General features: G+C 46.4%; 13 protein-coding genes. 1 reads left to right on the plus strand and 12 read right to left on the minus strand.

Features of this window, described 5'->3' with window-relative positions; genetic code table 11:
- Nucleotides 1–169 precede the first annotated feature (169 nt).
- Both relA and rlmD read right to left on the minus strand, forming a co-directional pair.
- Nucleotides 170–2389 (minus strand): GTP diphosphokinase, encoded by a 2220-nt coding sequence (relA, locus tag ACTS60_RS14100; protein WP_440888737.1) that lies wholly within the window; start codon nt 2387–2389, stop codon nt 170–172.
- A gap of 124 nt (nt 2390–2513) precedes the next feature.
- Complete coding sequence (gene rlmD / locus ACTS60_RS14105) at nt 2514–3833, minus strand: 23S rRNA (uracil(1939)-C(5))-methyltransferase RlmD (protein ID WP_440888738.1); 1320 nt, start codon at nt 3831–3833, stop codon at nt 2514–2516.
- A gap of 192 nt (nt 3834–4025) precedes the next feature.
- Here rlmD and barA point away from each other — a divergent pair, with 192 nt between their 5' ends.
- Nucleotides 4026–6824, plus strand: a complete 2799-nt coding sequence (gene barA / locus ACTS60_RS14110) for a two-component sensor histidine kinase BarA (protein ID WP_182027282.1) — start codon at nt 4026–4028, stop codon at nt 6822–6824.
- 100 nt (nt 6825–6924) lie between these two features.
- On the opposite strand, the gene acpS is transcribed toward barA, so the two are convergent.
- The 10 genes from acpS to ACTS60_RS14160 all read right to left on the minus strand — a co-directional run bounded on the left by acpS (nt 6925) and on the right by ACTS60_RS14160 (nt 15540).
- The gene (acpS, locus tag ACTS60_RS14115) at nt 6925–7305 is read right to left on the minus strand and encodes a holo-ACP synthase (RefSeq protein WP_440888739.1); all 381 of its coding nucleotides are present in this window, start codon (nt 7303–7305) and stop codon (nt 6925–6927) included.
- A gap of 12 nt (nt 7306–7317) precedes the next feature.
- Complete coding sequence (gene pdxJ, locus ACTS60_RS14120) at nt 7318–8049, minus strand: pyridoxine 5'-phosphate synthase (RefSeq protein ID WP_010450273.1); 732 nt, start codon at nt 8047–8049, stop codon at nt 7318–7320.
- Nucleotides 8046–8777: a DNA repair protein RecO gene (recO, locus tag ACTS60_RS14125; protein ID WP_005426504.1), complete on the minus strand. Its 732-nt coding sequence runs from the start codon at nt 8775–8777 to the stop codon at nt 8046–8048. The genes pdxJ and recO overlap by 4 nt, the downstream gene beginning before the upstream one ends.
- A 128-nt stretch (nt 8778–8905) precedes the next feature.
- Complete coding sequence (gene era / locus ACTS60_RS14130) at nt 8906–9868, minus strand: GTPase Era (RefSeq protein ID WP_010450276.1); 963 nt, start codon at nt 9866–9868, stop codon at nt 8906–8908.
- On the minus strand, nt 9861–10538 hold the full coding sequence (rnc, locus tag ACTS60_RS14135; RefSeq protein ID WP_010450278.1) for a ribonuclease III: 678 nt from the start codon (nt 10536–10538) through the stop codon (nt 9861–9863). Before rnc ends, era begins: the two co-directional genes overlap by 8 nt.
- Before the next feature lie 21 nt (nt 10539–10559).
- Nucleotides 10560–11459 carry a signal peptidase I gene (lepB, locus tag ACTS60_RS14140; protein WP_440888740.1) on the minus strand — a complete coding sequence of 300 codons (900 nt, stop codon included), beginning with the start codon at nt 11457–11459 and terminating at the stop codon, nt 10560–10562.
- Between the two features lie 104 nt (nt 11460–11563).
- Nucleotides 11564–13357 (minus strand): translation elongation factor 4, encoded by a 1794-nt coding sequence (gene lepA, locus ACTS60_RS14145; RefSeq protein WP_411063445.1) that lies wholly within the window; start codon nt 13355–13357, stop codon nt 11564–11566.
- 127 nt (nt 13358–13484) lie between these two features.
- Entirely contained in the window at nt 13485–13955 is a 471-nt protein-coding gene (locus ACTS60_RS14150; protein ID WP_440888741.1) for a SoxR reducing system RseC family protein, read from the minus strand.
- Nucleotides 13952–14917 carry a sigma-E factor regulatory protein RseB gene (gene rseB, locus ACTS60_RS14155; RefSeq protein ID WP_440888742.1) on the minus strand — a complete coding sequence of 322 codons (966 nt, stop codon included), beginning with the start codon at nt 14915–14917 and terminating at the stop codon, nt 13952–13954. Before rseB ends, ACTS60_RS14150 begins: the two co-directional genes overlap by 4 nt.
- The gene (locus tag ACTS60_RS14160) at nt 14914–15540 is read right to left on the minus strand and encodes an RseA family anti-sigma factor (RefSeq protein ID WP_440888743.1); all 627 of its coding nucleotides are present in this window, start codon (nt 15538–15540) and stop codon (nt 14914–14916) included. Before ACTS60_RS14160 ends, rseB begins: the two co-directional genes overlap by 4 nt.
- Between the last annotated feature and the right edge of the window lie 22 nt (nt 15541–15562).

The following is a 15562-nucleotide window of genomic DNA, read 5'->3' on the forward strand; positions in this document are numbered from 1 at the left end:
GCGGCCAAAACCACTCACCTTCTACATTATATTTTATCAGCAGCTTTCACTAAGTAATTGTTACTTTGACAAGGCAACAAGTTTTCGCGACTCCTGAACATAGCTCGCCTATGTGATGGAGCGAGAAAACGCAGTTAACGCAGTAAAAGTGACAAGTACGACGTGAAAGTTAGCCTAAGCGTTTCACCGACATTACATCCTTGATCTGCTCAACACGTTTCGAAACGCGCGAGAACACTTCGAGGTTGGTCACTTCAAGGTCAAAGTCCATGATCGACATTTGCGTGCGGTAATCGACACGGCTCTTCATGCTGGTAACTTTTATTTTCTCGTTCGCAAATAAGGTGGTGATGTCTTTGAGTAGGCCACCTCGTTCCATTGCTTCGACGCGAACGGTTAAGATGTAAGAACCGACAAAGCCGCTACCCCAGACGGTATCGATGATACGTTCTGGTGCGTGATGACGAAGCTCTTCTAGCTGTTCACAGTCACTGCGGTGAACCGAGATACCGCGGCCTTGGGTGATGTAGCCTGAGATCTCATCGCCTGGTATTGGCTGACAACAGCGCGCTAGGTGCGTCATTAGGTTATCGACACCTTCTACCACTACCGCATCTTTCTTCGGACGACTTTGCGCTGGAGCTCTGCTTTCTGCTTCTTGCAGTTTTTCTAGCGCTTGCTGGTCTTCCTCTTCTGCGGTTGGCTTATTCACCAACGCGTTGATGTGGTTGATGATCTGGTTAATACGCAAATCACCACTACCGATACCAACGTATAACTCATCGGCACTATTTACGTTAAAACGCTTCAGAGCGTAACTGTCAGCGTCTTTCAGTGTCGCGCCAATTTTAGTCAGCTCATGCTCTAATATTTCACGACCGGCTTCTAAGTTCTTCTCACGACTTTGCTTGCGGAACCATGCGTTAATCTTCGCACGCGCTCGACCGGATGTTACAAAGCCCAGAGATGGGTTTAACCAGTCACGTGATGGGTTTGGCTCTTTTTGAGTGATGATTTCGACTTGGTCGCCCATCTGCAGCTTGTGGGTGAACGGTACGATACGACCAGCTACTTTAGCGCCGATACAACGGTGACCCACTTCGGAGTGAATGTGGTAAGCGAAATCGAGCGGTGTTGCGCCCATTGGTAGGTCGACAACGTCACCACGTGGAGTAAAGGCATACACGCGATCATCAAACACCTGACTACGCAGCTCGTCCAACATTTCACCAGAGTCAGACATCTCTTCTTGCCAATCAAGTAGCTTACGCAACCATGTGATCTTCTCATCATAACCGCTGCGGCTACTTGCACCCTCTTTGTACTTCCAGTGTGCTGCGACACCTAGCTCGGAGTCTTCGTGCATCTCTTTAGTACGAATCTGGATCTCGATCGTCTTGCCTTCAGGGCCAAGAATCACGGTGTGAATAGACTGGTAGCCGTTTGGTTTCGGGTTTGCTACGTAATCGTCGAACTCGCTTGGTAAGTGTTTGTATTTGGTGTGAACCACACCTAGAGCGGCATAACAGTCTTGAAGTTTATCGGCGATGATACGTACCGCACGTACGTCAAACAATTCATCAAACGCCAGGCTCTTCTTCTGCATTTTGCGCCAGATACTGTAGATATGCTTTGGACGGCCACTGACTTCAGCATTGATCCCGCATACCGTCATTTCTTGGGTTAAGTCATCGACAAAGTCTTTGATGTATTGCTCACGAACAATACGACGCTCAGCTAACTGTTTAGCAATTTGCTTGTAGGTTTCAGGTTGTTGGTAGCGGAAGGCGTAGTCTTCAATTTCCCACTTCAACTGACCAATACCGAGGCGGTTCGCCAGAGGTGCATAAATGTTTGCACACTCTTTTGCCGCTGCTCGACGAGTTTCGTCTGGCGCTTTTTTTACTTCAATCAGGTTGCAGATGCGTTCTGCCAATTTGATGATCACACAGCGGAAGTCATCCACCATCGCTAGCAACATGCGGCGAACGTTATCCACTTGAGAGGACGCTGCTCCGCCTTCCATTGTGACATTTAGCTGTCCGATGGCTGCCATTTCTTCTACGCCATCAATCAGCTTAATGATCTCTTTGCTGTATTTTTCCTCTAGCGCTTCTCTATCAAAAGCACCACTTGAGACCAGAGGAAACAGTTGCGCAGCGACGAGTGTCGCTTTATCCATCGATAAGGTGATCAAGATTTCTATCATTTCTCGACCACGCCACAACAAAAGCTCAGCCTGCTCGTGATTCGCCAAAATGGATTGGCAATCACGATACACTTCAATTAAGCGTTTTGCTGTGTTCTTCTCTTGCCCTAGGCTAGCCACCCAGTTTTCGAGTTCAAACTGTTCATCTTGGTTTAAATGCGCGCTTCTTACCGCAACCATTTCATCATCCTAATTATTATATTTGTGTGGTTTGACTAACACTATCCAGGTTAGTTCTAGTGCCAAGCATTAAACGCTGGCTTATTGACCACCCACCACAAGTAAGTAGCCAAAGTCTTAAAAACTAAGACTTTTCAAACAATGCCATCGATTCTAGATGACTGGTATGAGGGAACATATCCAGCATACCTAATTTGGTTAGTTGATAGCCTTGCTCAAGCAAGCTCTGGCTATCCCTTGCAAGGGTAGCAGGATTACAAGAAACATAAACTACACGCTGTGCGCCAAGCGCTGAAACTTGATCGATGATCCCACTCGCGCCCGCACGTGCTGGATCGAGCAGCACTTTGTCGAATTGTTCGGCAGCCCAAACTTGGCCTTCAAAATCTTGCTCAAGGTTAGCGTGATAAAATTGTGCGTTATTGATTTGGTTCAAGGATGCATTACTTGCTGCCTTTTCCACCATTTCTGCCACGCCTTCTACACCAACCACGTGTTTTGCACGTTTTGCGATTGGTAAACTGAAGTTACCTAGGCCACAGAACAAATCTAACACTCGCTCGTCACTTTGCGGGTCTAACCACTCCACTGCCTGAGCGACCATTTTCTGGTTTACCGCTTGGTTCACTTGGATAAAGTTATTGGGCGTAAATGGCACAGTGACACCGGCTTCTTGGTAAAAAGGTGCCTCACCTTCAATTAAATCCAGCTGGTCCGTTTCAGGCATCAGGTAAAGCGATGCATGATGACGCTTCGCCAATTCCACCAACGAGTTGGTTTCTTCATCTGTTAATTTACTTAAGTGACGCAATGTAATGCATGGACCATTGTCACCTAGCACCAGTTCTACATGGCCAAGTTGTTCTGGCTTCTTAAACGCTTTTAGCGTCGAGTAGATTTCTGGCAACAGCACATTCAACTCAGGCGCTAGAACCGGACAGTCCGTTACTTGCGCGATTTGCTTGCTTTGCTTCTTGCGGAAACCAAAGTGCAGCTGACGAGTCTTTTTATCGACAAATAGACTCACACGAGCACGGCGACGGTAGCCAAGAGAGTCACCCAATACAGGCGCATCTAACTCGATATCACTGCCGGCAAATTTTCTCATCAACTGACGAAGCGTTTGCTGCTTGTGCGTCAATTGTTGGTCATAGTTCAAATGCTGCAAATCACAGCCACCACATTCATGGTAATGGGGACAAAATGGCTCCATGCGAGCTTCACTCGGTTTAAGGATTTTAATCAACTTACCGCGAGCGAACTTGCTCTTTTCTTCCACCAATTGGGTTACCACTTCCTCACCCGGTAGCGCACCATCAATAAACAATGGTTTCTTCTTAAGGTAAGCAATGCCCGCGCCGTGGTGATCCAAACGCTCTACTTGCACCGCTTGGTGACGGGTATTCAGTTGCGTTTTCTTTTTAGGTTGAAAGATACGTGCCATGCTCTGTGCCTGATTTGTGTCTAATTGCTCTACTGCTTCACTATTCTAGATTGCAGCCATTGTGTGATTCGAGTGACTTGATTATGCTTACCGTTTATCCGGTGACGTCACTTCTTTGCTCAAGGCTTTATCGTGCGCTTGAGAAATAATGCGTTATTTTCCCATATCCAGACTCCGATGTAATTAGATAACATGACCAGATATGGCTTACGAGCACGTGTAATTACACTAACTCTCGCTCCCACTCTCATTATTGGTTTATTACTGAGCGGTTTTTTCTCATTTAATCGCTACCAAGACCTCGAGAAACAAGTTATCACCACAGGTAATAGCATTATCGAACCGCTTGCCATTGCCAGTGAAACTCACCTACTTTCCGAAAGTCGCGAAGCAGTTCGTCGCCTTATCAGTTACGCTCACCGCAAAAATTCTAAACTCGTTCGCAGTATCGCGGTGTTCGATGAAAATCATGAGCTTTTTGTTACTTCTAACTTCCACCCCAATTTTGAAGCTCTGATGTTTCCAAAAGACAAGCCGATCCCTCAGTTAGGCGACTCGGAACTGTTTGAGAACTCTCTCATCTTACGTGTTCCTATTCTATCTGAAGGTCATTACCTATCAGAATTCTCCAATGAGAACCAAGGCACCAAAGCCATTGGCTACATCGCGGTGGAAATGGATCTTTCGTCCCTTCGCTTGCAGCAATACCAAGAGGTGTTCTCTGCGTTCTTGGTATTGATTCTCGGCCTTGGTCTCGCGAGTGTGTTTGCCTCTCGCCTCATGCATGATGTAACCCAGCCGATCACCCACATGAAAAACGTTGTGGATCGCATTCGCCGTGGTCACCTTGATGTTCGTATCGAAGGAAAAATGCACGGTGAGTTAGACCAACTTAAAAACGGTATCAACGCCATGGCGGTCTCGCTGTCGGAATATCACGTTGAGATGCAGCACAGTATAGACCAAGCGACATCAGACTTGCGTGAAACTCTTGAGCAGTTAGAGATCCAGAACGTGGAGTTGGATATCGCGAAGAAACGTGCGCAAGAAGCGGCACGCGTGAAATCCGAATTCTTAGCGAACATGTCTCACGAGCTTCGTACTCCACTTAATGGTGTGATTGGCTTTACCCGCCAGATGCTGAAGACACAGCTATCAAACAGCCAAACGGATTACTTGCAGACGATTGAGAAGTCGGCAAACAACCTACTTAACATCATTAACGACATCCTCGACTTCTCGAAACTGGAAGCCGGTAAGCTAGCGCTGGAAAACATTCCGTTTGAGTTCCGTGAGAGCTTAGAAGAAGTAATCAATCTACAAGCCACCAGCGCGCACGAGAAAGGACTGGAAATCACCTTGAAAGTGGATCCGAAGATCCCACAAGGCTTGGTAGGTGACCCACTTCGTATCCAACAAATCCTCACTAACTTGGTCGGTAACTCCATCAAGTTTACTGAGCGCGGTAACATCGACATCAGTGTGGAGATGCGCTCACAATCCGGTGATTCGGTCGAGCTGCAGTTCATGGTGCGCGATACTGGTATTGGTATCTCCGAGCGCCAGCAAGCGCAGTTGTTCCAAGCGTTTAGCCAAGCAGATGCAAGCATTTCACGTCGCTACGGCGGTACTGGTCTTGGTCTGGTTATCACTCAGAAACTGGTGAGCCAAATGGGCGGTGAAATCAGCTTAACCAGTCGCCTACACCAAGGTTCAACTTTCTGGTTTACGCTGCGTCTGAGCTCAACAGAAATGCCAATGAGCGATCTAATTGAAGTCGAACTGCTGACAGGTAAGCAATTGCTGTTGGTTGAGCCAAACATGCAAGCGGCATCAGTGACTCAGCAGATCCTAAGCCAAGAAGGCATTCTGGTGACCTACCGCTCTTCATTGCCAGAGAACGACGAAAACTACGATTACGTCTTGTTGAACCTAGCTGCTAACCAAACCTATGACGAACAATCCGTTGCGACATGGATTGAGCAAGCAAAACGCATGGCTCCGAGTGTGATCATGGGTACGCCAAGTACTGAGTTGGCACTAGCAGATCAAGTGATGAACGATCATCAGATCCAATGTCTGACCAAGCCATTATCACGTCGTAAGCTTCTGCAAAGCCTGATCACTGACCATGTCGAAACGCCTCAAGCGGTGATTGCACCAATTGAACCCGTCGAGAATGAACGTCTACCACTGACTGTACTTGCGGTCGACGACAACCCAGCTAACTTGAAGCTGATCTCTGCACTACTGAAAGAGCGTGTAGAAACGGTCACGGCGTGCAGCAATGGTCAGCAAGCGGTGAATCTCGCAACTGAGAAGAAATATGATCTGATCTTCATGGACATTCAAATGCCATTGATGGACGGTGTGACCGCTTGTCAGCACATTAAAGAGCTTGAGCTAAACAAAGACACCCCTGTGATTGCAGTCACTGCGCATGCCATGGCGGGCGAGCGTGACCGACTACTGGCTGCGGGTATGGATGATTACCTGACTAAACCAATTGAAGAGCATGTGCTGCAACAGGTTTTAGTCCACTGGAACCCAAATACCTGTACTGAGAGTGTCGACAAAATCGCGCCTTCTTATGTCGAACCGGTTGTGGAAGCTGCGCCATCAGTGCCAGAAAAGCCACAACAAGATGTCATTATCGATTGGCAAGCAGCATTAAAGCAAAGTGCCAATAAAGAAGACCTCGCTAAAGATATGCTACGGATGCTGATTGATTTTATTCCAGAGGTGGAAGAAGTGGTTGATCAAGCCTTAGAGCAAGAAGACTTTTCGCGTGATGATCTTATCCATGTGGTGCATAAACTTCATGGTAGCAGCTCTTACTGCGGCGTACCGAGGTTGAAGTCACTGTGTGCAACCTTAGAACAAGCCCTGCGCTCGGGTGCGAGTATCGAAGACATCGAACCGGAAATGTTCGAACTGCAAGATGAAATGATTAAAGTCACCACAACCGCGAAGCTATATATCGAGCAGTAGACATAAGCACACACTTACTCGAAATCGCATCAATAAAAAAGCCAGAGTATCGACTCTGGCTTTTTCATATTTGCTTTTTAATTAACAGCCGTCAGGTGAGTTAGGACTCTAGAATCACGGTCGCAACCGCGTAATGACGCTCATCAGATATCGACAGATGGACATGCTTCACGCCCATCGACTCTGCCATTTGCTTTGCTACGCCATATAGGGTTAACACTGGCTTTCCAAACTCATCATTAGAAACCGTAAAGTCATGGAAAGTTACGCCTTTCGCAATACCTGTTCCTAACGCTTTTGAGGCCGCTTCTTTTACTGCAAAACGCTTAGCAAGGTAGCGTCCCTTTTGTTTCAGCTCGGCAAACTTTGTCATTTCGCCTTGCGAAAGAATACGTTGTGCAAACGGCTCACCTGTCCTACCAAGCGCTTTTTCAATGCGCTCAATCTCTGCGATATCGGTACCTAAGCCTAGAATAGCCATACTTAAATCTGACTATTTACGAGCTTCAACCATAATGGCTTTCATTTCAGCCACAGATTTTTCTAGGCCATCGAACACCGCACGACCAATGATCGAGTGACCAATGTTTAGCTCATAGATTTCTGGCAGTGCCGCGATTGGTGCGACGTTGTGGTAAGTAAGACCGTGACCTGCGTTTACGATGATACCTAGGTCATCAGCATAGCTCGCGCCTGCTGCGATCTTCTTCAGCTCATCTTGCTGATCTTCTTCTGTTGTCGCGTCTGCATAGTGACCAGTGTGAAGCTCAATGTAAGGTGCGCCACAAGCTTTTGCCGCATCGATCTGTTGACGGTCTGCATCGATAAACAGAGATACTTTGATGCCCGCTTCGGTTAGTTTTTGCGTTGCCGCTTTCACTTTTTCAAGCTGACCAACAACGTCTAGACCACCTTCTGTCGTCAGCTCTTCACGCTTTTCTGGTACTAGGCAAACGAACTCAGGCTTAGTTTGCAATGCAATCTCAACCATCTCGTCAGTAACAGCCATTTCAAGGTTCATACGAGTTTGAATGGTTTCACGCAGAATACGAACGTCACGATCCAAGATATGGCGACGGTCTTCACGTAGGTGAATCGTAATACCGTCTGCGCCAGCACGCTCTGCGATTTCTGCTGCGTGTACCGGATCTGGGTATTTAGTACCACGCGCATTACGTAGAGTGGCAATATGGTCGATATTAACGCCTAAATAGATTGAGCTCATTTTCCATTACTCCGTGCTCTGTATGTCTGAATGAATAATTCACGACTTTTTAAAGGTTTGCCGCCAAGATACGGCTTTAAGGCCATACGTGTAAAGCGTTTCGCCGCTTTTAATTGCTCTTTAGTGACGAATCGCCGCTCACTGATTGCAATCAATTCATTCCCTAGAAATGTTAGGTTGTCGCGCCTTACCGAAGCGATGAATCCTTTTTGTTCGCGATAACGGTAAGTCATCTCAGGATCGACTGGCTCGCCTGTCCCGGCACAATGCAAGAAGTCAACGCCATACCCCATCGAAGACAAAAGGGCTAATTCAAAACGACGAAGCCCAGGCTCAGGGTTATCACTCTGAGCCAATTCCGTTAGTGCATGCAGATAATCATGAAACAGCGCAGGCATCGGTACTTCCGCCATTAACACGCGCCCGACTAATTCATTTACGTACATTGCGGAGTAAAGGTTTATCCCGAACAACGGCAAACCCAAACTGATTGGCTCAGCCTGACGTAAGGTTTTCATAGAACCTTTGCCAGACCATTTCAACAATAGCGGAGTAAAGGGCTGTAATGCCCCTTTAAGATTGGAGCGTTTGCTACGTGCGCCTTTCGCCATCAATGTGATACGGCCATATTCCTCGCTGAATACATCAAGAATTAAGCTCGATTCACTATAAGGGCGTCGGTGCAATACAAAGCAGCGTTGAAAGCCTTCTGAAGACTGGTTGCTCATTTCAATCTGTATGCCTAAGTCGGTAATAAAAAATAAGGAGCCAAGCGGCTCCTTATTTTAATCGATATTATATTTTAGTCGATGTTGGAACGAAGTGTCTTCGTTGCCAAACTTACAAGCAACCAAACTTATAGATCGTCGATGTAACCCAGTGAGCGCAGTGCACGTTCATCATCTGCCCAACCAGATTTCACTTTTACCCAAGTCTCTAGGTAAACCTTACGACCGAATAATTCTTCCATATCTAGACGCGCTTCACGACCAATGGTCTTGATCTTCTCGCCGCCTTTACCAATTACCATTTTCTTCTGACCGTTACGTTCAACAAGAATCAGGGCATTGATGTGGAAACCATCGGTTTCAGGATTGTAATCGAAACGTTCGATTTCAACAGTTACTGAGTAAGGCAGTTCTTCACCAGTAAAACGCATTAGCTTTTCACGCACGATTTCTGATGCCATGAAACGCTGAGAGCGGTCAGTAACGTACTCTTCTGGGAAGTGGTGTGTAGCTTCAGGCAAGTGGTCACGAACGTGCTTACGTAGTACGTCGATGTTCTTACCTTGCTTTGCAGAGATAGGCACAACGTCGACAAAGTCCATTTTCTTAGACATGTCCGCCATGTGCATCATCACTTCGTTACGATCTTGCACGTTGTCTACTTTGTTTACACAAAGTACAACTGGGAAGTTAGACTTCTGAAGCTTAGTTAGCACCATCTCGTCATCTTTGGTCCAATGTGTACCATCAACCAAGAAGAAGACTAGATTCACATCACTCAGAGATGAGTTAGCCGCTCGGTTCATCAAACGGTTAATCGCACGCTTCTCTTCAATGTGAAGTCCTGGTGTATCCACGTAAATCGCCTGGTAATCACCATCAGTGTCGACACCCATGATGCGGTGACGAGTTGTTTGCGGTTTACGAGATGTGATCGAAATTTTCTGCCCTAAGATTTTGTTCAGAAGTGTCGATTTACCTACGTTTGGACGACCAACAATCGCAATAAAGCCACAATGTTGGTTTTCTGGTGAAGTTGATTCACCGTTTGATGCGAAGAACGCATCGATATCGAATTCGTTATCAGCCATTCGTTAATTGCTCAAGTGCCGTTTCTGCAGCCGCTTGTTCTGCCTTGCGGCGGCTGGTGCCTTTACCGATTACAGGCTTATCCACACCTGCTACGTCACACTCAACCGTGAATTCTTGGTTGTGCGCTTCACCTTTAATATTAGTCACTGTGTAGACAGGTAGTGGTTTTCTTCTACCTTGCAGAAACTCTTGTAGGCGAGTTTTCGGATCTTTTTGTGATACGCCAGGCTTGATTGCCTCAAGACGTGAGTTGTACCAGCTCAGTACAATACCGCGTACAACTTCAATATCACTATCAAGGTAAATTGCACCAATAATGGCTTCTACCGCATCGGCTAGAATAGAGTCTCGGCGGAAACCGCCACTCTTCAATTCACCTGGACCTAATTTTAAATAATCTCCTAGATCGAATTCACGACCTAGCTCCGCCAATGTGTGCCCACGAACCAAAGTAGCGCGCATGCGACTCATGTCACCTTCGTTCACTTTCGGGAAACGATGGTACAGATCATCAGCGATGACAAAACTTAAAATTGAATCGCCCAGAAACTCAAGACGTTCATTGTGCTTGCTATTGGCGCTGCGGTGAGTCAGCGCCAAGTTGATAAGCCCAGCATCCTTAAATTGGTAGCCGAGCTTTCTCTCTAGTTTCTCAATTGGAGAATTCATACTCTCTCGATATTTAAATGGTTAGTGAATACCACCGATGCGGTTGAAACGCACACCAGTTGGAATCCAAGAAGGTAGAACGCTATCTGCGCCACGTTCAAACTCGAAGCTGATCCAAATCGCGACAGCTTTACCGACTAAGTTAGCCTCTGGAACAAAGCCCCAGAAACGACTGTCCGCACTATTATCACGGTTATCGCCCATAACAAAGTACTGACCTTGAGGTACAACCCATTCACTTGTGCCGCTACGAGGGTAGTAGTTCTCCACTCGGTTGCGGACGATAGGGTTAACCAAAATTTGATGCTCAACGTCACCCAACTTTTCATTCATCTGAATCAGAGGAATGCCATTTTGGATAAATTGGCTCTCTTCAACATTGCTCAGTTTAACTGGCTTACAAGCTGACTCACCTTTCGATTGAATACAAATTTGCTTGTCTGAAGAATAACGAACCGTATCACCAGGCAAACCAACCACACGCTTAATGTAGTCAATGTTTGGCTGTGGTGGGTATTTGAATACCACGATGTCGCCACGCTCAGGTTTACCTGTTTCGACCAACTGATGACGCCACACAGGGTCTTTCAGTCCGTAGGCGTATTTCTCCACCAAAATGAAGTCACCCACTAGTAGGGTCGGCATCATCGAGCCTGACGGAATTTGAAACGGTTCATAGATAAAAGAACGTAATACAAGTACGAATGCAATCACAGGGAAGATAGACACACTGTTCTCTACCCACCAAGGTTGGCTTTTTACTTTTTGTAGCGTCACCGCATCTAAACCATTTGCGGTTTGCGCTTGGATCTCTGCTACTTTTTCCTGACGCTTTTTCGCAAACACCAGTTTTTCCAGTAGCCAAACTACACCAGTTACCAAGGTCACGATAACTAGAATCAGTGAGAATGTATTCGCCATTAAATTCCCTTATCTAAAAATACGAAAGTGAAAGAGCCGAAACCCTTTCACTTACTTTACTATCTAACGTCTTATGACAGACAAGAGTATGAGATAGTTCAACTCTAATCTTTACCCACGTGAAGAATGGCTAGGAACGCTTCTTGAGGCAGCTCTACGTTACCGATCTGCTTCATACGTTTCTTACCTTCTTTCTGTTTCTTCAGAAGTTTCTTCTTACGGCTCACGTCACCACCGTAACATTTCGCGATTACGTTCTTACGCAGCTGTTTCACTGTTGAACGCGCGATGATGTGGTTGCCGATGGCCGCTTGAATCGCGATGTCGAACATCTGACGAGGGATGAACTCTTTCATCTTCTCAACAAGCTGACGACCACGAGTCTGAGACTGGTCTTTGTGTGTGATTAGCGCTAACGCATCTACTTTGTCACCGTTCAGTAACACGTCTACACGTACCATGTTCGATGTTTCAAAGCGTTGGAAGTTGTAATCCAGTGATGCGTAACCACGTGATGTAGACTTCAGACGGTCGAAGAAGTCCAATACGACTTCCGCCATTGGGATGTCGTAAGTAATTGCAACCTGGTTACCGTGGTAAACCATATCTACCTGAGTACCACGCTTCTCAACACACAGTGTGATTACGTTACCTAGGTAATCCGCAGGTACTAGGATGTTACAACGCGCGATAGGCTCACGGATTTCCTCAATGTCGTTAACCGCTGGCAGTTTTGCTGGGCTATCAACATACATTGTCTCACCGTTAGTTTGCTCTACTTCGTAAACTACCGTTGGTGCCGTTGTAATTAGGTCTAGATCGTATTCACGCTCAAGACGCTCTTGGATGATTTCCATGTGTAGCATGCCAAGGAAGCCACAACGGAAACCAAAACCTAGTGCTGCTGAGTTCTCTGGCTCGTAGAATAGCGATGCATCGTTCAGGCTTAATTTACCTAGTGCGTCACGGAAGTTTTCGTAATCATCAGAAGATACAGGGAACAGACCCGCGTATACCTGAGGTTTTACTTTCTTAAAGCCTGGAAGTGGCTTATCACTACCGTTTTTCGATAGCGTCAGCGTATCACCTACTGGTGCGCCTAGAATGTCTTTGATACCACAAACAACCCAGCCTACTTCACCTGTATTGAGAACATCAGTGTCTACTTGCTTAGGAGTAAAGATACCTAGACGGTCTACACCCCAAGTTTGGCCTGTGCTCATTACTTTGATCTTGTCGTTTTTCTTCAGTGAGCCGTTTTTAATACGAACTAAAGACACAACACCAAGGTAGTTATCGAACCATGAATCGATGATCAGCGCTTGAAGTGGCGCTTCTGGATCACCTTCTGGTGCAGGAATTGCTGATACGATGTTTTCTAGAACGTCTTCAACACCTAGACCTGTCTTTGCAGAACAGCGGGTTGCTTCCATTGCATCGATACCAACGATTTCTTCAATTTCTTCCGCTACACGCTCAGGATCGGCTGCTGGTAGGTCAATCTTGTTCAAGATTGGCACAACTTCAAGATCCATTTCGATCGCGGTGTAACAGTTAGCAAGCGTTTGAGCTTCAACACCCTGACCTGCGTCAACCACCAGTAGCGCACCTTCACAAGCGGCTAGAGAACGTGATACTTCGTACGCAAAGTCAACGTGTCCCGGAGTATCGATGAAGTTCAGCTGGTACGTTTCGCCGTCTTTAGCGGTGTAGTTTAGCGTCACACTCTGAGATTTAATGGTGATACCACGCTCACGTTCAAGATCCATAGAATCAAGAACCTGTGCGGCCATTTCACGATCGCTTAATCCACCACAAACTTGGATTAGACGGTCAGATAGGGTCGACTTACCATGGTCGATGTGGGCGATAATCGAAAAGTTACGAATGTGCTTCATAGATTTATGGGTGACTAACTCTTTACAAATAGGGAAATAAGAAAGCTGTCGTTTGACGGCATTTCAATCAAGTTGGCAGATTCTACCCAATTTCGTTAACGGGCGCACCTTATTTAGAGTGTAGGACTCATTGAATGGGCTCACCAAGAACTCGAATCAAAGTAACCTGGCGTTTTGACTCATCTTCGAGTGGGCGTGATACGCGTTTAGCAAGCCACATACCACCAGCAGCAAATAATACCGAAGATAGAATGATGATTCCCTCACCACCTGAAGTAAGAGGAGCCAAAAAGAAGTGGCCGATAATAGCGCCAATAATCAAACCAAATAGCGGAAGGAGATACACTGCCATAGCAGACTTGATAAGGCTTGATTCAGGAAAGCCTATTTCTACCACCTGACCAACTTTGACAGACTTTGGCGTGCGTAAATGCCACGAAAGTGTTTTGTTACCAATCGCTTTGGTTACCACACCAGTGCCACAACTTTTTTGCGATGAACAGCTGCTACAACTGGTCTGTTGCTCACAGCTGAGATCGACATCGTATTGCTGGCCGTGACGGTGCACTCCCGTCACGGTAGCAAGTGCAGTCATCATGGTTGTTCACTCTTTGTTACATCAAAAGTAACAGATTGAGCGATTCTTTGCGCCGTTGCAGGAGGAATATCACCTACAACGGAAATTTCATGATCACCGTTAATGAAGCTATGCAATGTACGACGCCCCTGACGAACCAACTGCCCCTTTAAAGAGTGTTGATCTTTCTTGGCAACATACACCGAGAAGTTGAATAAGCCATCAGAATATAATTGGCTTTCCACCATTTGGTCTGTCACAGCCATACGGTAGCGATTAAGCTCATTTGGCTCAAAACCTTCTGGTGTCCAACCGACATGCCAATTGCTCGTACCTATATCACCTTTAGGCATAGTCAGTACCGCTGGCAATTGAACATCTTGTAACCCACTCATTAACTCGGCAATCTTCGGATTTACCGTGTAAGAAATCGCCCTGTACTGCTCAAGCATCTCACCATCACGATCGACTAAATCTGCACGCAGAGGCAATTTACTTTTCTCATCGATCCAAAGCACATATGAATAACGTAAGCCATCTTTCGGTACGATTCTAAGAACTTGAGTAGGTACACCTGCTTCTCTTGCTCGCCCTATTTGTACATAGTCATAATACAAATTGAGTTCATCGATATTAGTGTTCAGCATCGGCATGATCGGCGCCACCATTTTACCGGATTCAATGGTAAATGGCTCTGCACCAGTCTCGACATAGCTGACTTCTCGCCCACGTCTAATCACTTCACGTACAGGCCCACTTAGATAAACTAAGTGAGCATATTGCTCTTCGCCATGTGGTGCATGACGATACAACAAAGGCTCAATGCTGTTCTTTTTGATAAGGATGTATGAGAGCTCGTAGCTTAGGGTTTGGCTCGCTTCGCTCATTTGATGCAATAAAGCCTCCGCTGGCTTATCACCAGCAAAGGCTTGTGGAGTCATCATACTGAACAGAGCGCAAGCGCTGATCAGAAGTTTCTTCATTCAATATCCGGAGTCAGGGAAGCACCTTGTTCAGAAGCTTCACTGTTAATTCTTAACTGCAATTCGTAGTCACGCAGCATAGCATGAACTCGTTTACGTTGCTCTTGCATGTTCGCTTCACCGACAGAGCGCTCAACCGATTCACGAGTCAAACTCACAGGCTCTGCACTGCCAGCAAATGGAATAGTCTGCAAGACTGGTAACTGTTCAGCTTGTGGAAGTGACGGATCGCTTCCCCCATACTGCTGAACACCGAGTATCACCGCTAAAGAAACACATGCAGCCACAGCAACTTGACCAAACTGCGTTAGCCACGCAGGAAGTTGGCGTTTCGCTTTTTGTGGATCTGGTTGCGACTCTTTTGGTGCGTCGTTAATTGAAATTACGTTGGCACTGTGCGTATCGATGGCACGATGTGCTGGCTCATCTTCTAACGCTAACGCTACGCTTTCAGCAATATTCCACTCAGGTTTAGCCGGAGCTTCACCTCGCATGACATCACCAATCAGATGATAGTGTTGCCAAGCCTCTAGACTATCATGGTCTTGCTCTATCTCTTTGATAAGAGCCTTATCGACCAGTTCACCATCCATGAGAGCTGAAAGTTTTTCTTTGTCAGCCATTGTTTTCACCATAGTTAACTTG

Source organism: Vibrio sp. WZ-1 (genome assembly GCF_052037695.1).
Taxonomy (GTDB): Bacteria; Pseudomonadota; Gammaproteobacteria; order Enterobacterales; family Vibrionaceae; genus Vibrio.